The organism is Akkermansia sp. GGCC_0220, assembly GCF_017566105.1.
GTDB classification, from domain to species: domain Bacteria; phylum Verrucomicrobiota; class Verrucomicrobiia; order Verrucomicrobiales; family Akkermansiaceae; genus Akkermansia; species Akkermansia massiliensis.
This window is the reverse complement of the sequence record NZ_JABFCI010000021.1, coordinates 1-20281: the sequence shown is the minus strand read 5'-3', so window position 1 is coordinate 20281 and position 20281 is coordinate 1. Positions and strand designations below refer to the sequence as shown.

General features: G+C 59.8%; 13 protein-coding genes. 8 read left to right on the top strand and 5 right to left on the bottom strand.

The annotated features are described in order from the left end of the window. Positions 1 to 111: 111 nt before the first annotated feature. From HJW02_RS12025 to HJW02_RS12015, 3 genes are all read right to left on the bottom strand, one after another. A complete protein-coding gene (locus tag HJW02_RS12025) occupies positions 112 to 780 on the bottom strand; it encodes a PEP-CTERM sorting domain-containing protein (RefSeq protein WP_102721298.1) in 669 nt (222 codons plus the stop codon). Positions 781 to 802: 22 nt separating this feature from the next. Beyond that, the gene (locus HJW02_RS12020; RefSeq protein ID WP_146019605.1) at positions 803 to 1786 is read right to left on the bottom strand and encodes a hypothetical protein; all 984 of its coding nucleotides are present in this window, start codon (positions 1784 to 1786) and stop codon (positions 803 to 805) included. 376 nt (positions 1787 to 2162) lie between these two features. Beyond that, positions 2163 to 5300 (bottom strand): exo-alpha-sialidase, encoded by a 3138-nt coding sequence (locus HJW02_RS12015; protein ID WP_102721300.1) that lies wholly within the window; start codon positions 5298 to 5300, stop codon positions 2163 to 2165. Positions 5301 to 5496: 196 nt separating this feature from the next. On the opposite strand from HJW02_RS12015, the gene HJW02_RS12010 reads away from it, so the two are divergent. The 6 genes from HJW02_RS12010 (at position 5497) to kdpC (ending at position 14381) form a co-directional block, all read left to right on the top strand. After that, positions 5497 to 8175, top strand: coding sequence for a sensor histidine kinase KdpD (locus HJW02_RS12010; RefSeq protein ID WP_102721301.1), 2679 nt, complete (start codon positions 5497 to 5499; stop codon positions 8173 to 8175). Positions 8176 to 8193: 18 nt separating this feature from the next. Beyond that, positions 8194 to 8892, top strand: coding sequence for a response regulator (locus HJW02_RS12005; protein ID WP_102721302.1), 699 nt, complete (start codon positions 8194 to 8196; stop codon positions 8890 to 8892). Positions 8893 to 9045: 153 nt separating this feature from the next. Then, positions 9046 to 9825 (top strand): TonB-dependent receptor, encoded by a 780-nt coding sequence (locus HJW02_RS12000; RefSeq protein ID WP_102733272.1) that lies wholly within the window; start codon positions 9046 to 9048, stop codon positions 9823 to 9825. A 114-nt stretch (positions 9826 to 9939) separates the two neighbouring features. Then, on the top strand, positions 9940 to 11640 hold the full coding sequence (gene kdpA / locus HJW02_RS11995; RefSeq protein ID WP_022397914.1) for a potassium-transporting ATPase subunit KdpA: 1701 nt from the start codon (positions 9940 to 9942) through the stop codon (positions 11638 to 11640). 33 nt (positions 11641 to 11673) lie between these two features. Continuing rightward, positions 11674 to 13785, top strand: a complete 2112-nt coding sequence (gene kdpB / locus HJW02_RS11990) for a potassium-transporting ATPase subunit KdpB (RefSeq protein ID WP_102721335.1) — start codon at positions 11674 to 11676, stop codon at positions 13783 to 13785. 29 nt (positions 13786 to 13814) lie between these two features. Continuing rightward, positions 13815 to 14381, top strand: a complete 567-nt coding sequence (gene kdpC, locus HJW02_RS11985) for a potassium-transporting ATPase subunit KdpC (protein WP_102721304.1) — start codon at positions 13815 to 13817, stop codon at positions 14379 to 14381. Between the two features lie 149 nt (positions 14382 to 14530). Here the strand turns inward: kdpC and HJW02_RS11980 are convergent, their stop codons facing one another. After that, positions 14531 to 16135, bottom strand: coding sequence for a putative Ig domain-containing protein (locus HJW02_RS11980; RefSeq protein ID WP_102721305.1), 1605 nt, complete (start codon positions 16133 to 16135; stop codon positions 14531 to 14533). Between the two features lie 185 nt (positions 16136 to 16320). Between HJW02_RS11980 and clpB the strand changes: the two genes are divergently transcribed. Next, positions 16321 to 18903, top strand: coding sequence for an ATP-dependent chaperone ClpB (clpB, locus tag HJW02_RS11975; protein ID WP_102726475.1), 2583 nt, complete (start codon positions 16321 to 16323; stop codon positions 18901 to 18903). Positions 18904 to 19054: 151 nt separating this feature from the next. Here clpB and HJW02_RS11970 read toward each other — a convergent pair whose 3' ends face one another. Continuing rightward, positions 19055 to 19807, bottom strand: coding sequence for a PEP-CTERM sorting domain-containing protein (locus tag HJW02_RS11970; RefSeq protein ID WP_102721307.1), 753 nt, complete (start codon positions 19805 to 19807; stop codon positions 19055 to 19057). Positions 19808 to 19832: 25 nt separating this feature from the next. Between HJW02_RS11970 and HJW02_RS11965 the strand changes: the two genes are divergently transcribed. Then, positions 19833 to 20057, top strand: a complete 225-nt coding sequence (locus HJW02_RS11965) for a hypothetical protein (RefSeq protein WP_180971132.1) — start codon at positions 19833 to 19835, stop codon at positions 20055 to 20057. The last annotated feature ends 224 nt before the right edge of the window (positions 20058 to 20281 follow it).

Here is a 20281-nt window from a genome sequence, read left to right as displayed (position 1 = left end):
CGGCGGAGGGATGTGATGAAGGAGGGCCTGGAGTGCGGCTGCCGTCTGCCTGCAAAAAAGCCTCCGCACAGGCATTCCCGTGCGGAGGCTTTAACAGTGGGAAAAGCTCTTTTAGCGCCGTCTGCGCATCATCAGCGCCGCCAGGCCGAGGAGGCTCAGCGTAGCGGTGGCGGGTTCGGGAACCAGATTGAAGTTGTCGTTAAAGAGAGGGATGGCATACCACTCATAACCCTCGGTAATGGCATCCGCCTGCGACCCGAAGAAAAACGTCATGTCGTTTCCCACCACTCCCGGGTACTTGGCCAGTTCGCCCGTATCCACGTTCCGGAACGTAAACATGGAGAATTCGCCGGGAGAATCGTCGTTGTTGACCAGGAGGACAATGGGCTTTCCTTCCAGACCGGAGGCCAGCGTGCCGGAAAGTGAAAACTGGCCGCCATTGGTGATGGCGCCGGGATATTCCGGAGAAACGGCGGAAAGGCTGGTGGTGAAGCTTTGCCTGATTTCCGCCATTTGGCTGTAGCTCAACTGGCCTGCGGGCGTGCTGTTTTTGGACCATTCAATCTTGCCGTCAACCAGGTCGAAAGACCAGGTACTGTCTTGAAGGTATCCGAGCATGGCGGAGCCGTTTTGCAGGGAATGGCCGGAAGCGTCAAGAATGGACGTAATAGGGGCAGTCCCATATTCGTCTTCATTGTAAACGGTGAGCGTCGTGGCAGAGGCTGCTCCCGCGATCATCAGTCCGGCGGCTGCGTACAGCAGGAAGGAATGTTTCATCATGGTATCACTACTTGTTAAGTTGTTATTGAGGAGTAGGTAATGTATTGGTCTGGACAGTTGTGTAAGCGGGAAGCCTGGTGACGGAAAGGATGTTCAGGATGCCTTCCACCGCCGTGGAGGATACGTTTTCACCCGTGTCCCTGTTTTTCCACTGTCCGGAGGAAGAATCATAATAACAGGGCTCCAGAGGGCCGCCGGGTGTGAGAGGCACGTAAACCACGTCACTGGAAGGATCGGGCAGGGCGGTGTGGAGGGAGGTGCTGAGAAGCGTCTGGGGAACAGGCAGCCCCGTATGAAGGAGCGTGCTTTCCTGGGAGAGCTGGAGCCTCTGGTGCTTCTGCGCCACTTCCCCGATAACGAAGGCCTGCACGCCATTGCCGGCTTTCCGGACGATTTTAAGGGGTTCATGATTGAAGACGGGGAGAAGGCCCATGTCGTCCCGGGAACCGCGGCGCATCCATTTGTTTTCCGTAGCGGAGTGGTAAACCGGAATCTGGATGGAGGGGGAGGTGGAGATATAAACGGCATCCGCCGTGCCGGAAGTGCCGCTTTTCAGGCTGAACGTATTGTCGCCTCCCAGAACATCGTTCAGGGTGCGCGCCTTGCGCAGCACGTAGGAAACCGGCTTGCTGTTTTTAATCAGGTCCGCTGCGCTTTTGTCATCCACCGTTATTTTATTCGCCGTCCAGGAAGGGGCGGGCTTTTTCCACGCGTCCCTGTTGAGGGGAAGGGCCATCGCCTCGTCTCCGAAAATGAGTTCCAGAACATAGGCGGAATCCGTCTCCATCAGGTCGGTAAAATTGACGTCCGGATCCGTGATGGTGATTTTGCTGCCGGAAACGGTGATGTTGTTTTCCTCAAGCGTATGCTGCATCAGGGCTTCCGGATGCACTCCCAGGCCCAGATAGCCCGTTGTTTTGGCATTCAGATCCGTCTGGATGTAGCCGCAGGGCGTGCTGTACGCTGTTTCCGCATGCAGGGAGGCGGCTGTTGCCGACAACAACACGCATGTGAAGAGGGCCGCTGGCAGACAATATACCGGATTCATAAACATTAAATCATTAAGAGGAAAGGGCATGGTTTGTCAATTAAGAAAGGAAAAAACGTTCCGATTTTTTAATTTTATTTGTTAGACGGTCTTTTGCGAACGCAGAAAAACAAGGGGATTCCTGCGGTTGGCCGCGGACACGGCAAGAGCGGAATTTACCGGGTTCAAGTGCGTTTCCGGCATTTTCCGCTTTTAGTGCGGAGTGCAGTCCATCCGGAAAAAATGGCGGCATGGCATCCGGTTCCTTCTCCAATATCGGAAAAGGATGGGCTGAGGGAAAAAGGCTTTTTTCCCCTTGCCGGAAGATTCCCGGTGCCGCGTGCTTGTTTTGCCCTTAAAGCGGGCTTTCCCCTTCACGGGAAATTTTCAGGCGCAGGAATCTCCGCCGGGGACTTTCCGCGTTCATGGGCACGGCATCCCGGAAAGTGGCGGAGCTTTTGCCTTCCGTTTTCACTTCCGCCGTCTCCGTCCAGGTCTGGAGGTCTTCCGAGGCTTCCACTGCGTGCCTGATTCCGGTGGCTTCCGGGTTGACGGGCCAGCCCAGTACCAGGCAGGCGTCTCCGCCCGCTTCCTCCGCGGTGACCTGCACGACGCTACCGCAGGGTTTGAGGGGATCCAATCCTGTGGCGTATTTCAACAGGTTGGGGATGCCGTCCCCGGCCGGGGAATCATTGGGGCCTGTCTGGTCCGTGTCCGGGTCCCGGGAGGTGATTTCATCCTCCTTCCATTCATTCCACGTGCGTTTCTGCCCCCGCTGAGTCACGGTGGCGGAGCGGACGGTTCCAAAGGAGGAAAAGGAAAGCTGCGCCGTACGGGAGCCTTCCGCGGCATTGGCCTCTGCGGCAATGGATACGGTTCCATTGCCTGTATCCGCTCCCTGCATGCCGGTGATGTTTATCCAGTCCGCCGTTTTGGAGACATTCCAGGCGGCGTCGCAGGTGACGGAGAAGACCGCCGTTCCCCCGTTTTTGGGAAGCACCAGCGCAGCGGGGGAAACCGCCAGCGCAGGGGCCCTGCCGGACTGGATGATAGTGACGGAGACCGGCTGGACGCCAGGAACGGCAACCGTGATGGTTCCGGTGCGTTCGCCCGCGCCTTCCCAGCGGTCCACGCTGTAGGTGACGGAGCCGTTTCCGGAGCCGGAAGAGGGAGAGACGGTGATCCAGCCAGCGGAAGAGGACGCCGTCCAGGAATCGTCGCTGGAGACGGTGAACGTGGCTGCCGTCACGCCTTCCGGTCCCACGCGGACGGGCGCCCCGGCGGCGGGAACGTCCAGGGAAGGAAGGAATTCATCATACGGAATGCGCAGGAAGAAGATATTTTCGTCCCCGTTGAGCCCTTCATACAGCACGCCGATGTGGCCGTCTCCCGTTTCACAGATGTCGGAATAGCCGCAGCAGGGGCGGGAATCGTAAAGAACCTGGCGGCTGGAGGGCCATGTGGCGCCTTCGTCAAAGGAGGCTTTGAGGGTCATTCGGGCGCGGGGGGCGGAAGTTTTATCAGGGTTGGAGAAAAGGAGGGCCCTGCTGATGTTCGCGGAGTTTTCCACGGCGAGCTGGCTGGCCTGGCAGGCGGCGGGCTCCGGCAGGGCTTTCAGGTTGGTGGCATGAGCCGTCCACGTCTTCCCCATGTCGTCCGTCGTGAAGACCTTACGGTACCCGCTCCTGCTTTCATTGCGGGCGTTGAGCATCAGGCGCCCGTCGCTGAGCTCCGTGACTGCGCATTCGCTGGAGCCGGCTCCGATGCCGGGCGTGCCGGATTTGCCGGTGTCCTCGCTGATCCAGGTCTGGCCGCGGTCCAGAGAATAAATGATGCAGGACTGGGGAGTTCCCGCGCCGCTGGCGCCCGTCCATATCTGGGAAGGAAAGACAATGGGGCGTACGCCGTTGACCGTCTTCTTCATCGTAATGCCGTGGCCCGGACCCTGGAAAAAGGATTTCCAGGCCCTGTTCTTGATGTCCTTGTTGATGCTCCGGGGTTTCATTTTTACGAACTCCCCCGTGCCGGGGTCCGCGGAACCCCATGTCCGGCCGTTGTCCGTGCTGTACGCTACCACATACTGGGCGGTTTCCAGGCTTTCCACGTCCACGTTGGCCTTGGAGGAGGCCAGCCCGTGCCTGGCGATGCCTGCCACCCACAGGGTACCGTTGACTTCATCCAGAAGGATGCAGGGGTCGCTGACGCCGTAGCCGGAATGGTAGTCGTTGGCGGAATCGCCCGTGGGGTTGAAGTTGACGGCCACGTTGACGGGCGTCCAGGTGCGTCCGTTGTCCGTGGAACGGCTGCATCCCGTATCGATGTTGGCCTGCATGTCGTTCCGGCCGTCGTAGCGGATGTCGAAAACGGAGACCAGATCCCCGTTCCTGGCGCGCACAATGCCCGGAATGCGGAATTTCCTGGAGGCCTTTCCTTCCAAGGGGCCTCCGTAAACCGGATCGTTCGCCTTGGCGACGGCATAGCCTATCCGCTGCCTGGCCGTCACTCCATCGGCAACATCAGTCGTTTGCCCGTCCACGGTGACGGAGGTGATTCTGGCGCCCACCTTGTGGTCCATGCTGGCGGAGTTCTTGAGCTTGACGCTGACCCAGAAGTAGTATTGCCGTCCGTTCGTGAGAACCCCCGGAGTGACGGGGAACGTCATGACGGGAGCCGGCGGCTGGGCCGGGCTGGCAAGGACGCCCGTGGTGCTCATGGCGCCGTGGCCGCTGCTGCCGTAGGCGGGCGCGGAATAGATGCCGTCCGCGTCACCGGTGTAAAGGGAAATGCTTTCAATGTCACCCAGGTCGTCGGACGGGCTCATGTCCACCGTGACGGCCATGCCGTCATACGCAGCGGGGAGTTCCGTCAGGGAAAAGCGGAGGATGCCGTTGGCCTCCATGCGGATCATGGCCGGCCATGCTTCCGCGGTGCTGGAGAGGGGGTTGAATTCGGAAAAGACCAGATCGTCGAAAAGAACGCCCTTATTGGCGGGGGCCTCGCAGCGGAAGATGAGGCGCGCGGTGCCGGAAGGGATGGCGCCCCTCACCTGCTGGGTCATGGGATTGCTGCCCGTTTTCAGGGAGGAGCCGTCCGCGACCAGTGTTTCATTCCCTTCCCCGTCCGCGGCGTGGATGGTAAAGGAAAAGGGGCTGTCGGACGTCCAGCGTTCCCCGGTCAGGGCAAGCGTCTTTTTGACGGCGAGGGGAGCGGGCAGCATCAGCGTGGCCGTGCTTTTCGTCCCGGCGCCCAGGCCGATGAGCCGCATGCAGTTGGGCTGGGAGGAACAGCGGTTGCTGGCGATGGCGGCATGCCCGCTTTCCGCCGTCATGGTCCCCAGAGCGGTTTCCAGGGAGGTGAAGCTGCCCGTCGGAAAGGAGTCGAAGTTTTCAGAAGCGGCTTCCTCCGCTCCCCGCGCCAGGGCGGTTCCCAGGAGCAGGAGAAACAGGACTGCGGAAGAGGCGACGGTGCGGAGAATAGTCTGGAAGGCGTTCATTGTGGAAAGGAAAGAGGAAAATTTAAAAATGCTTGATAACGAAAAGAGGGAAGAATGGAAACAAAAATGGGGAAGGGGGGTGGAATTTAATAAAATTTTAACGTTTTTTCTGGTCTGTTTTATTTGCACCTTGAACGGTCTTCTATTAGGTTAATTCTAACATTCAAGCCGGATACCATTACGGTTCCCTTTTTTCATGTTTTCAGAAACGCATTCGGACAGCCAGCGGGCAGACAGGATTCTGGCCTCCATCCGGAGGGAGGAATCCCGCCCCGGCCGCGGCCTGCTGAAAATCTTCTTCGGCATGGCGCCGGGAGTGGGCAAGACGTACGCCATGCTGGAGGCCGCCATCCAGGCGGCGGGCAAGGGCGTGCAGGTCATGATCGGCGTGGCGGAATCCCATGGCCGGGAGGATACGATGCGCCTTATCGGCAGGCTGCCGCGCCTTCCCATGAAGAAAATGGCTTACCGGGGCGTGCAGATGGAGGAGTTCGACCTGGAGGAGGCGCTGCGCGTGAAGCCCCAGCTCATTCTGGTGGACGAGCTGGCGCATACGAACGTTCCCGGAATGCGTCACAGGAAGCGCTACCAGGATGTGGAGGATTTGCTGGCCGCAGGGATAGACGTTTACACCACGCTGAACGTGCAGCATCTGGAAAGCCGTTCCGATACCGTTCATGACATTACCGCCGCTCCCGTACAGGAAACCGTGCCGGATTCCGTGCTGGCGGAGGCGGACTGCATCCAGTTGGTGGACATCACGCCGGAGCAGTTGCGGACGCGTCTTCAGGAAGGGAAGGTATACAGCGCTCCCCAGGCTTCCGCCGCGCTGAACCATTTTTTCAAGGAGTCCAACCTTACGGCCCTCCGGGAACTGGCCCTGCGCATCATGGCGGAGAAGGTGGACCATGAGCTGACGGAGGTGCGCACCATCTCCGGGGACCGCTCCATCTGGCGCAGCGGGGAACGGCTGATGGTAGCCGTGGGGCCCAGCCCGTTTTCCGCCCGGCTGGTGCGCTGGACGCGGCGCATGGCTTACGCCCTGAACGCTCCGTGGATTGCCCTTTCCGTGGATACGGGCGTGCCGCTGTCCCCCGAACAGCAGCAGCGGCTGGACGCCAACCTGGAGCTGGCGCGGCGGCTGGGTGCGGAAGTGATCGTGATGCCCGGTTCCGACCTGGCGGAGACGCTGCTCCGCATGGCCTTTTTGAGAAATGTCAGCCAGATTGTGGTGGGCAAGCCGCAGGAGGCTTACCTGTGGGGGCTGGTGCGGCCCATGTCCCTGGTGGACAAACTGGTAAAGGGGAGCGACCAGATTGACATTTACGTAGTTCCCGCCGCTCCCGGTCCGGTCCGGAACCGGTGGAAGAGCTGGCACCGGGAAACGGAAAAATATGGCCGGGACTACTGGCTGGCCGCAGGCGTGACGGCGGCCGTTACGGGAATCGGCCTGTTGATTTCCGCGTTTACCGGTTATTTCGCTCCCGGCTTCCTGTATCTGGCGGGAGTAGTGGGCCTGGGCTTTTTCATCCGTTCCCGCTGGGCCATGCTGATGGCCGCTGCGCTGAGCGCCCTGCTGTGGAACCTGCTGTTCATTCCCCCGGTGATGACGTTCAAGATAGAACGGCTGGAGGATGCCCTGATGTGCCTTTTCTTCTTTCTGGTGGCTCTCTCCACGGGGCGGCTCACTTCCCGCCTGAGGGTCCGCGAGCAGGAGGAGCGGGAACGGGAAAAAAAGACGAATGCCCTGTTCCTGTATTCGCGGGCCATTGGGTCCGCCTCGGACGTGCCTTCCCTGATTTCCGTCGCCGCAGGGCAGATCAGCCAGATTATGGGGGTGCGCCTGGCGGTCATGACGCCGGAAGGCAGCGGCCGCAGGCTGAAGCTTTGGGAATCCGGGGGGGCTTTTTCCATGGATGACAAGGAATGGAGCGTGGCTGCCTGGTGCCTGGAGCACCGCCGGCCCGCAGGCAGGTTTACGGATACGCTCCCGGTGGCGGAAGGGTTTTACCTCCCCATGATGTCCGGGGAACGCTGCATGGGCGTGCTGGGCGTGAGGCCGGAGGAAGGGGAGCGCCTTACGGCAGGGCAGAAGGATTTGCTGGAAAGCATGGGCGCGCAGCTGGCCATGGCGCTGGAACGTGAAGAACTGCGGGCGGAACGGGCGCGTACGCGGCTCATGGAGGAATCCGGAAAACTGCACCGCTCCCTGCTGGACAGCGTTTCCCATGAGTTCAAGACGCCTCTGGCCGTGATTGAGGGCGGCTGTGAGAAGCTGGCCGGGCGCGCCGCGTCCGCGCCGGAGGAACGGGAGGAGTATGGGGAAATCCTGCTGGCCGCACGCCGCCTGCGCCGCCTGGTGAAAAATTTGCTGGACGTGAGCCGCCTGGAATCCGGCGCCCTGAAGCCCAAACTGGACTGGTGCGACCTGGGGGATGTGATTGAAGGGGCTCTGGCCGCCACCAGGGAGGCGCGCCGGGACCATCCCGTGTCTGTCGCCCTGCCGCCGGATTATCCGCTGGTGAAGGCGGATTTCTCCCTGATGGAGCAGGTGCTGGTCAATCTGCTGCTGAATGCCTGCGTGCATACTCCTGCGGGAACCCCCATTACGCTGAAGGGCGGCGCCGATCCCGTGCGCGGCCAGGTCTGGCTGGATGTCCATGACCTGGGGCCGGGCATTCCCCCCGAACGGGCGGAAACCATTTTTGAGCGTTTCCGGACGACGCGGCCCGGCGGCCTGGGCCTGGGGCTTTCCATCGTGCGCGGTTTCATGGAGGCGCAGCGGGGAGCCGTTACCCTGGTTGCCGTTCCCGCCGGAACCTGTTTCCGTCTTGTCCTTCCCCTGGTGGAGCATGATCATGTTCCTGAAGAATAAACCTTCCTTCCCCGTGTTATGAGCGACCTTCCCGCAGATATCCTGGTTATTGATGACGAACGGCAGATACGCCGTCTCCTGAACCTGACGCTGACCGGCGCAGGCTACCATGTCCGCGAGTGTGAAAACGGGCAGCTCGGCCTGAGCGAGACCGCTCTGAAACGGCCGGACGCCATTATTCTGGACCTGGGCCTTCCGGACATCAACGGACTGGAAGTGCTCAAACAGCTCCGGGAATGGACGCAGGTTCCCATTCTGATCCTGACGGCCTGGGACAGGGAGGATGAGAAGGTGGACGCCCTGGACGCCGGGGCGGACGATTACCTGACCAAGCCGTTCAGCGGCCGGGAACTGCTGGCGCGCCTGCGCGTGATGCTGCGGCGCAACCGGCCGGACAGGGAGCCCTCCGTATTCCGGCTGGGATCCATCATTGTGGACCTGAGCTCCCGGCGCGTGGAGAAGGGGAAGGAGGAAATCCATCTGACCTCCAAGGAATACGGCATTCTGCGCCTTCTGCTGCTCCATCAGGGCAAGGTGATGACCCACCGCCAGCTTCTCCGTGAAATCTGGGGCCCCCAGCATGAGGAAGATACGCACTACCTGCGGGTGCACATCGCCCACCTGCGCCAGAAGCTGGGGGATTCCGATCCGGAAAACCGCATCCTCCGCGCGGAATCCGGCCTGGGGTACAGGATTGCGGCGGACGGAGCTGAATAAATCTTTTTCCCATTTCCGCGGGCCGGGAAAGGCTGTGGCCTTCCACCCGTGGAAGCCGGGAAATATATTTTTTCATAACGGTTGCAGGGCATGGCTTAACTTCACGAAGGTCAATATGCTGTGTAGGATTTAGGACGTATTCGATACGTCTTTATGAAGATTACACACACCGCAAAAAACATAGGGGCCGCAGTTCTGGGCTGCGCCATGATGGCAGGAACCGTCTGCATGGGCGGGGAAACGGCCTCTCCCTCCTCTCCCTCCCTGGCCAACGCGCAGGAGGCCGCCATCCCTTCTACGGACACGGACTGGGCTTTCTCCCTTTCCGCGGGCTGGTCCAGCAGATACGTGACGGAAGGGCTGGACTGCCTGCCGGGCAGCGGCATCTGGGAAGTGGCTCCGAGCATCTCCTGGAAAGACCTTACGCTCAGCGCCTGGTACGCCGGGGGGGATTCCTCCAATTATGACGAGCTGGACCTGGTTCTGGGTTACGCCTGGAAGCTGGGGAAGTGGACCGTCAATCCCTGGTATGAGCACCAGTTCTATTTCACGCAGGACTACAACGTAGCCAATCCGGCCCTGACCGTCTCCTATGCCGTGACGGACTGGCTGACCGTGGGGGCGGAAACCCAGGTGAAGGTGGAACACCAGGATTTTGAAGCCTATTACAGCGCCTTTGTGCAACTGGAATGGTCCCCCGTGGAGAACGTGACGGTAACGCCCATGGCCAGGTACGGGTACAACGGCGGTTATAACGTGGACTATGACGACGGCTCCAACTGCATTGACTGGAGCCTGGGCGTGACGTGGCGGTTTGCGGAACATTATTCCCTTTCCGGCTCCGTCAATTATTCCCAGGCGGCTACGGTGCTGCGCCGCAGGGACGCCGGAGACGAGTTCTGGGTGGGCTTCCGCCTGGGCGTGGAATTCTAACGGCGTACTGGCGTCATGAAAAACGGGCTTCCAGAGGGAAATTAACAATTTCTTAATGTCCGGCAGCCCCTTGTTAACTACCCGGAATTTCCGGAACATGTATAAAGTTGCGTTATGTCCTCACACGACTTGTTAATCATTGTCCTATTCATAGGCATACTGGTCGCCTTCACTCCGTTGCTCGGGAAGTGGCTGGCGAATGTTTTACAGGGAAAGCGGAGCTGGCTTTCCCCGGTTCTTGGTCCCGTGGAGCGCTGCACCTACCGTGTGGCCGGCGTGGACCCCTCCCGCGAAATGGACTGGAAAAAGTATCTGACGGCCGTTCTTCTGTTCAACGCCGCCGGATTCCTCATCCTGTTCCTTTCCCTGCTGTGCCAGAAATGGCTGCCGCTGAATCCCGCCGGCACGGAAAACATGCGGTGGGACATTGCCCTGAATACGGCCATCAGCTTCATGACCAACACGAACTGGCAGTTCTACTCCGGCGAAGGGCCGGAAGGCATCAGCTACTTTGTCCAGATGACCGGGCTGGGCGTGCAGAACTTCGTCAGCGCCGCCACGGGGATTGCCGTCATGGCCGCCCTGATCCGCGGTCTGAAAAGGAAATGCGCCTCCACTCTGGGCAACTTCTGGGCGGACCTGACGCGCAGTACCTTGTACTTTCTGATTCCGATTTCCGTGGTCGTCGCGCTTCTGCTGGTCTCCCAGGGGGTGGTGCAGTCCTTTGACGGACCCGCCACCGTACCGGGCATGGACGGCGTGGAGCAGGTGATTCCCAACGGTCCGGCGGCCTCCCAGGTGGCCATCAAGCAGCTTGGGACGAACGGCGGCGGCTTCTTCGGGAACAACAGCACGCACCCCTTTGAAAACCCCACGCCGTTCAGCAACATGGTTGAAATGCTCTCCCTGCTCCTGATCGGCTGCGCCTGCCCGTATGCCTACGGCGTGATGATCGGGAAAAAAAGGCAGGGCTGGATCATCTTCGGCGCCATGATGCTTCTGCTTGTGACGACCATCGGGCTTTCCCAGTGGGCGGAACACACGGGGAACCCGCTGTTCCCCGGCATGGAAATGCTGGAAGGCAAGGAAGTGCGCCTGGGCGTGACGAACAGCTCCCTCTGGTCCGTGGCTACGACGGCCTCCTCCAACGGCTCCGTGAACTGCATGCACTGCAGCATGTCCCCGCTGGGCGGCGGCATTGCCCTGTTCAACATGCTGCTGGGTGAAGTGATCTTCGGCGGTCTGGGCTGCGGCCTGTACGGCATGCTGATGTTCGCCATGATCACCGTCTTCCTGTGCGGGCTGATGGTGGGGCGTACTCCCGAATTCCTGGGCAAAAAAATTGAAGCGCGGGAAGTGCGCTGGTCCATGGTGGGCGTTCTGCTGCCCGGCATAACCGTCCTGCTTATGAGCGGACTGGCCGCCGCTACGGAAGTGGGGCGTGAATCCATCTGCAATGCCGGACCCCACGGGCTGACGGAAATCCTGTACTGCTTCGGTTCCCAGGCCGGGAACAACGGCAGCGCCTTTGCCGGCCTGGCTGTGGGGGATACGCCTTTCTATTCCGTGCTGGGCGGCCTGGCGATGCTGCTGGCCCGCTTCGGAGCCATCATTCCGGTGATGATCATTGCGGGCAGCATGGTATCCAAGAAAACCGCGCCTCCGGCCCAGGGCACCATGGCGACGGACAACCTGATGTTCATGGTTCTGCTGGTGGCCGTGGTGCTGATTGTAGGCGCCCTCACCTTCTTCCCGGCCCTGGCCCTGGGGCCCATTCTGGAACATCTGCTCCTGTATTCGGGAACCATGCTGTAAGTAGCATTCACCAACAATCCAGATTTTACGATGATGAAAGAAGAAAAAAAGAATCAATCCTGGTGCAACGGGGCCATGCTGAAAACGGCCTTCCGGGATGCGCTGCGCAAATTTGACCCGCGTGCTTTATCCAAAAACTTCGTGATATTCGTCACGGCCATCGGTGCCCTGGTTGCTACGGTCGTCCTTATCCGGGATGCCGCCGCCGGGCAGCCTTTCGGCTTTACCCTGCAAGTCACGCTCTGGCTCTGGTTCACCGTCCTGTTCGCCAACTTTGCGGAAGCATTGGCGGAAGGCCGTGGAAAGGCCCAGGCGGACGCTCTGAAAAAAATGCGCGTCTATGTGAACGCCCGTCTGCTGACGGACAAGGGGACGGAGGAAATAGTCTCCGTTTCCGAGCTGCGCAAGGGGCAAAAAGTGCTGTGCGAGGCCGGGGACATCATTCCGCTTGACGGCGAGGTGATTGAAGGCATCGCCAGCGTGGACGAATCCGCCATTACCGGGGAATCCGCCCCGGTCATCCGTGAAAGCGGGGGAGACCGCAGCGCCGTAACGGGGGGCACCCGCGTGATCAGCGACGGCATCGTCATCCGCATCACGGCGGAACCGGGCAATACCTTCCTGGACCGCATGATCGCCATGGTGGAGGGCGCCAGCCGGCAGAAGACGCCCAATGAAATCGCGCTGGGCATCCTGCTCGTGGCGCTGACCATCGTCTTCATTGCCGTAGTGCTTTCCCTCCCAGCCATGGCCGGATACATTGAAGATTCCGCCCGGGCGCTGGGCTTCAGAGCGGATGGCCATATCTCCCTGCCCGTTCTGGTCTCCCTGCTGGTGTGCCTGATTCCGACGACGATCGGCGGCCTGCTGAGCGCCATCGGCATCAGCGGCATTGACCGGCTGGTGCGCCGGAACGTGCTGGCTACGTCCGGCCGTGCCGTGGAAGCGGCCGGGGACATTGATGTGCTGATGCTGGACAAAACCGGAACCATCACCTTCGGCAACCGCATGGCGAATGAATTCCTGCCTGCACCCGGCGTGGAGGACCAGCAGCTGGCGGAAGCCGCCCAGCTCGCCTCCCTGTCCGATGAAACGCCGGAAGGGCGCAGCATCGTAGTACTGGCCAAAAAGCAATTTGGAATCCGGGGCCGCCACATGGACGCGGACCACATCACCTTTGTTCCGTTCTCCGCTTCCACCCGCATGAGCGGCGTGGACATTGCGGCGCACGACGGCCAGCCGGCCGTTTCCATCCGGAAAGGCGCTGCGGAAAGCGTGGCGCAGTGGGTGAAGGACCAGGGCGGAGCCTTCCCGCAGGAGGTGGAAATGACCGTGCAGAACGTCGCGCGTGCCGGCGGCACGCCGCTGGTGGTGGCCCGGGGAAGGGACGTGCTGGGCGTCATTTACCTGAAAGACATCGTCAAGGGCGGCATTAAGGAACGCTTCGCCCGGCTCCGGGCCATGGGCATCCGCACCGTCATGGTGACAGGGGACAATGCCCTGACTGCCGCATCCATTGCGGCGGAGGCCGGAGTGGATGACTTCATTGCGGAAGCCACGCCGGAAATGAAGCTGGCGCGCATCCGTGAAGAACAGGCGGAAGGCCATCTGGTGGCCATGACCGGGGACGGCACCAACGACGCTCCCGCCCTGGCCCAGGCCGATGTGGGCGTGGCGATGAACACCGGCACGCAGGCCGCCCGGGAGGCGGGCAACATGGTAGACCTGGACAGCAACCCGACCAAGCTGATTGAAATCGTGGAAATCGGCAAGCAAATGCTGATCACCCGCGGCGCGCTGACCACCTTCTCCTTCGCCAATGACGTGGCCAAGTACTTCGCCATCATCCCCGCCATGTTTGCGGGCCTCTTTGTGGCTGACGGCATGGCCCGGGGGCCGCTTTCCGCCCTGAACGTGATGGGACTGCACTCCCCGCAGAGCGCCATCCTCAGCGCGGTGATCTTCAACGCCCTCATTATCGTGGCGCTTATTCCACTGGCCTTGAAGGGGGTTTCCTACCGACCGGCGGGAGCAGCCTCCCTGCTGAAGCGCAACATCCTCATTTACGGGGTAGGCGGCCTGATTGCGCCGTTCATCGGCATCAAGCTCATCGACATGGCCGTCACCGCCCTGCACCTCGTCTGAACAATTAAAAATCAACCTGCTGAATCATTATGAAATGGACATTTCCCAATCTGCGCCTGTTTCTGGCGCTGGCCGTCGTCACCGGCGGCATTTATCCCCTGGCTGTCACGCTTGTCAGCCTGATTCTGTTCCCCCATCAGGCGCACGGCTCCCTGATCCGGAATGAACGGGGGGAAGTCATCGCCTCGGAGCTCATCGCCCAGCCCTTCACTTCCGCCAGGTACTTCTGGCCCAGGCCCTCCGCCGGGGACTACGCCACCATGCCTTCCGGTGCCAGCAACCTCTCCTGGACTTCCGGAGAACTGGTCAGGACGGTGGCGGAGCGCAAGGCGGCCCTGCTGAAAGCCCACAACCTGCCGCAGGAAACGCCTGTTCCGGCAGATCTCCTGTTCGCTTCCGGAAGCGGCCTGGAATCCTGCATTTCCCCGGAAGCGGCGGAATTCCAGGCGGCCCGCGTGGCGGCGGCCCGCAAGCTGCCACTGGAAAAAGTGCGGCGATTGGTGGCGGAACACCTCATTCCGGGCGGCATCCTGGGGGAAAACGTAATCAACGTGATGACGCTGAACGCCGCCCTGGATACATTGCCCCCCAGTTAGTGGTATATAGTTGACCGTCCCGGTCCGGGGAATACCCTGGCGGAAAAATCGTCCGGCAGTTGTCCGGTGCCTTGGTTCCGCATCTTTCTCCGGTCGCCGGGGCGGATTTTATGAATGAAAGGGAGGAACTCTTCTCCAGAACCATGGGGCTATCTTTTGCCTTCCAGAAGAAACAGGGCCGCTCCGTGGGGATTGAGCCGCACCTTCATTTCCCGGTTTGCCGTGCCGGCGTTTTCCTGCTTCCACAAGTCGCGCGCGTTTTGCGGAGACTTCAGCTTGAGGCGGGAAAGGGGGACATGAATGATCTGGCCTTTATTGCTTTTATTGAAAAAGCCGACGGCGGTACGGCCTTCCCCCAGCGGTTTGATCCATACTTCTCCATCATCTTGGGACAGGACTTTTTCAGAAGGGCCGTGAAACGTCTGGTTGACGGCGATCACTTCCCGGTTGCACAGGATGCCCCGCGTGAAATCGTCCAGATGCTCCAGATCGCATGAAATAATCAGGGGGGCGGATATTATGGCCCAGAAGGACATCTGGAAATACTGCTCGTCCGGAGTCAGCCGGGTGGGGGAGAATGTGGTATTCGCCTTTCCGACCTTGCCCAGGCGGCCGATTTGAAGCATGTCCGGATCATTCCAGTGCCCCGGTCCGGCATAGGGCTGCCATTTCTCCTGGGAGGAAGCGATCTTCTTCAAACTGCCCCAGTGGTCTTCGATATCCCCCGTCGTGCGCCAGACATTGGCCGTTTTGCTGATGGGGCCGGCAATCTCGAACGGGGTGGAATTGGAAACGCTCAGCACAATATCCCTGCCGCTTTTTTTCAAATCCGCCGCGATTCTTTCCGTGCTTGGCACGTCGATCAGGTACCAGTCCATCTTGACGTAATCAAACCCCCATTCCGCCCACTGCCTGGCATCCTGGGTAATCATCCATACGGGGCCTGTTTTGGCGGCTCCCAGCCGCTGGGAACCCGGACAGCTCCCGAACAATTGATCGGGCTGCGGGCGTTTGTTTTCAGGAAGGGCCAGGGAGGAATAATCTCCCTGCGGATTGGGGGAAGTGCCTCCCATGTAGCCGGCGTAAGTTCCCATCCACGGGGTTGAGTAAATCCCCGCTTTCAGCCCCAGGCTGTGGATTTCACGGCACATGGACTTCATATCCGGAAAACGCTTGTTGGGCTGGATGGCGCGGTACTTGCCGCCTCTGGCGCCTTGCCAGCAATCGTCAATGTTGACATAGCGGTAACCGTATTGGGCCAGTCCGGAACTGATGAGCAGCCGGGCGGTTTTCAGGATATTTTCCTGGCTCACGCCGCCGCTGTAGGAATACCAGCTGCTCCAGCCCATGGGGGGAGTCAGGCACATCTCCTTCCCGATGCGGACAGTGATGGTCCCGTTCGCTTTGCCGTGGCTGTTGCTTATCTGCACGGGAAAGGCATAAGTTCCCGGACGGCTGATTTTACCGGTGATGACGCCGGTTTCCCTGTCCAGCTTCACGCCGGGGGGCAATTTGGCGGCGGCAAAGCTCATGGGGCGTTCTCCGCTGGCGCAGATGGCGAACTGGATGGGGGAGCCGGGACGTGCGCCAAAAAGCCGCGGTTCGTTCAGCACGGGAGCCGGTGATTCCGGCGGTGTCAGGCGGACGCCGGGTTCCGGAGCGGGATAGGGGGAAGGCATCTCCTTGCCGGAGGCTCCCGTTTGAACCAGGAGCAGGGCGGAGCATAGGAACGGAAGAAAAGAAAGACGGATCATTTTGGTAAAAAACTGGAGACAGAAAAAAGAAAAGGCCGGTAAAATGCGGGTTCTGTAAAATACGCCGGATGCACCACAATATTACAAGGAATTCGGAGGGTCAAAAAAAATTTGGATAACGGCAAAAATCCTGCTTTCCCATTCAACGGTTGGAGATATTCTTATGTCTAAATTACCAACATACCATGCTTAACAATCTAACAACAAAATTTCAGGAAGCGCTGATGCAGGCGCAGCAGACGGCAGGGCGGCTCGGGAAGCCGGAAATTTCCTCCCTGGACGTTCTGGTGGCGTTGCTGGAGCAGGACGGCGGAATTCTTTCCCCTATTCTCCGGAAGGCCTCTTGTGATCCGGGCCTGCTGTTGCAGGCCGCCCAGAGGGAAGTATCCCATGAACCCACCCAGAGCGGTGCTACCACGCAGCCCCAGATGGGTCGTGACCTGGCTACGGTGATGCACGCCGCCGAGGATGAACGCAAAAAGCTCAAGGATGACTACCTCAGCGTGGAGCACTTCATGCTGGGGGCTCTGGACACGCAGAACAAGGTGCACCAGTTGACGGACACCTTTGGACTGACCAAGGACAACTATCTGGCCGCCATGAAGGAAGTGCGCGGCAACCAGCGCGTGACGGACGACAACCCGGAAGGCAAATACCAGACGCTGGAAAAATACGGCACGGACCTGACGGCCCGCGCCCGCGCCGGCAAGATTGACCCCGTTATCGGCCGTGATACGGAAATCCGCCGCGTCCTCCAGATCCTTTCCCGCCGGACCAAGAACAACCCCGTGCTCATCGGGGAGCCCGGCGTGGGCAAGACTGCCATTGCGGAAGGCCTGGCGCGGCGCATTGTCAACGGTGACGTGCCGGAAAGCATGCGCAACAAGCGCATTGTGTCCCTCAACATCGGGTCCATGCTCGCGGGGGCCAAATACCGCGGCGAATTTGAAGAACGCTTGAAATCCTTCCTCAAGGAAGTGACGGACTCCAACGGTGAAATCATCCTGTTCATTGACGAACTGCACACCATCGTGGGCGCGGGCGCCAGTGAAGGGGCGGTGGACGCCTCCAACCTGCTTAAGCCCGCTCTGGCCCGTGGCGAACTGCGGACCATCGGCGCGACGACGCTGGACGAATACCGCAAGTACATTGAAAAGGATGCGGCCCTGGAACGACGGTTTCAGCCTGTCATGGTGTCTGAACCCAGCGTGGAGGACACCATCGCCATTCTGCGCGGCCTGAAGGAACGTTATGAAGTTCACCACGGCGTGCGCATTACGGACGCCGCCATCGTGGCTGCCGCCACTCTTTCCGACCGTTATATCTCTGACCGTTTCCTGCCTGACAAGGCGGTGGACCTGGTGGACGAAGCAGCGGCCCGGCTCAAGATTGAGCTGGACTCCATGCCCACGGAAATCGACCAGATCGAACGCGAAGCCATGCAGCTTGAAATGGAACGGCAGGCCCTGGTGAAGGAAGAGGATGCCGACAGCAAGGCGCGTCTGGAAAAAATCACCAAGGATCTGGCGGACCTGAAGGAAAAATCCGGCTCCATGATTGCCAAGTGGAAAAGTGAAAAAGACGTTCTGGACGCCGTCCGCAGGGAACAGGAAAAAATAGAGGCCCTCAAGCTGGAAAGCGAAAGGGCCAAGAGAATGGGGGATCTGACCCGCGCTTCCGAAATCACGTACGGTGAACTTCCGGAAGCGGAACGCGCCCTGACGGAAGGCAAGGAAAAGCTCAACAAAATGCAGAAGGAGGACGGAGGCCTGCTCAAGGAGGAAGTCACGGAAGGGGACATCGCCAAGGTGGTGGCCACCTGGACCGGCATTCCCGCCGCGCGCCTGCAGGAAGGGGAGCGCGCCAAGCTGGTGCATATGGAAGAACGCCTGGGCGCCCGCGTGATCGGGCAGAAGCAGGCCGTCAAGGCCGTGTCCGACGCCGTGCGGCGCGCCCGCGCGGGATTGCAGGATGAAAACAGGCCCATCGGCTCCTTCCTGTTCCTGGGCCCCACGGGCGTGGGCAAGACGGAGCTCAGCAAGGCGCTGGCGGAATTCCTCTTTGACAATGAAAACGCCATCGTGCGCATTGACATGTCCGAATACATGGAAAAGCACTCCGTGGCGCGCCTCATCGGGGCGCCTCCCGGATATGTGGGTTATGAAGAAGGCGGCCAGCTCTCTGAAGCCGTGCGCCGCCGTCCGTACTGCGTGGTCCTCTTTGATGAAATTGAAAAAGCCCATCCGGACGTCTTCAACGTGCTGCTCCAGGTATTGGATGACGGCCGCATCACGGACGGCCAGGGGCGTACGGTGGACTTCCGGAACACCGTCATCATCATGACCTCCAACATCGGCAGCCAGTACATCCTCAATGAATCCAACGCGGAACAGCGGGAAGCCAAGGCGATGGAAGCCCTGCGCGGCCACTTCCGCCCGGAATTCCTGAACCGCATTGATGAAATCATCATCTTTGACCGTCTGACGGCGGAGGAACTCAAAGGCATTGTGGACATCCAGCTCCAGCGCGTCCGCAAGCGCCTGGAAGCCAAGGGCCTGTTCCTGCGCATGACTCCGGAGGCTACGGCCCTGGTGGCGGACCATGGCTTTGACCCCGTCTATGGAGCGCGTCCCCTCAAGCGGGCCATTCAGCATGACCTGCTGGACCCCCTCAGCCTCAAGCTCCTGGAGGGCGACTTCCCGGAAGGGACGGAAATCGTGGTGCGGGAAAAGGGCGGCAAGCTGGACTTTACCAAGGAAAAGAAATAACTGAAAAGGCTGCTTTTCCGGTGTGCCGCCGGGAAAAACCATGAAGGGCGTTCCCTGGCAGGAACGCCCTTCTGCTATCAATCCACTCCCTGGCGGCTAAAGGAAACTGCCGTCTGGCCGGCGTGAAAGGAAAATCCGGGAGAGGAAACCGTCAGCAGCGGCGTCTTCGTAAAGCGAGCACGGCCAGCCCCAGCAGGGAAAGCGTGGAGGTGCCGGGCTCCGGAACCATCTTCCAGCCCATGGAACGCATCAATTCCATTTCTCCATCCGTCAGGGTACGGTGGTAGGTATCCGGCGAAATGGAATACTGCATGAGGGCGTCCGGATCGCTCGCGCTGTCGATGTGGGCCATGCTGGACCCTTGCTGCCAGGTGGCGGGGTTATAGGCGGTGAGCCCCGTATCGCCCAGGGACAGGGTTTCTCCAAGTGTAAATGCCGTATTCCCGTTTCCGGCCTTATTCACGATGGATTGGCCTTCCTGGTTGGTTAACAGGGAATCATACCTGGTGTACAGCATGGTGCTGTAAGCTGCTGAAGCATTCCCGGACTGGACCTGGAAGGTACCGGTTTGTGTCGCCAGGGAAAGAAACCCTGCGGCATGCCCTACCTCATGGGTCAGGATGCTTTGAAAATCATATTTTCCCGTATGTTCCGCCGATAAGGCGGCCTCGTAATAAAGAGAATTCAAATGAGAGGTATTGCACTGGATGTAAATATCGTAGCCCGTGGCAGTCCTCGTGCTCCCATCGCGCCAGACGGACTCCACCAGGGTGGAAACCTGTTGCGGTCCATTTGACTGGTAGTAGAAATAAGGGGAATAGGCGGAGGCCAGAGTGGAGGAATTGGCTCCGTCGTACCAGGTGAGGCCAACAGTAAGTGTTCTGCCCGGGGTGGAATTGATCAAGCTATCCCATGTGGTCAACGCCCGCATGGCAGCGTCTATCTGGCCTTGGTCCCATGTATGGGTGCTTGATGAATCAAAAAATCCCTGGTCCCCGGAATCCAGGAAGGTGCAGGAAAAAGTGGAGCCTATACTGGCTGTTTGTACAGCGGATGAGGAAGGAATGTTTCCCAGGCAGCAGGCAGCGCAGATAATTCCAATCCAGAATGATCTTTTCATAGATGGCAAAATAATAAAAACTTCCTATAGATAGCAGAAAAAATCCTTTCCGTCCATGGGAAAACAAAATGGTTCAGTCTCCTTTTCAAGGGAAGGAATGCAATGGAGGTGGGCGGAGGAAGCACCTGCGTTCAATAGCCCTTTTTTTCGTCCTGGCAGGGGGCAAAAAAGAGGAACTGTAGTTATTGCGGAAACATCACGGGAGAAAATGTTCAAAAAAATGGCACGAGGGAGGGGGAGTATGACAAAAGCCTAACT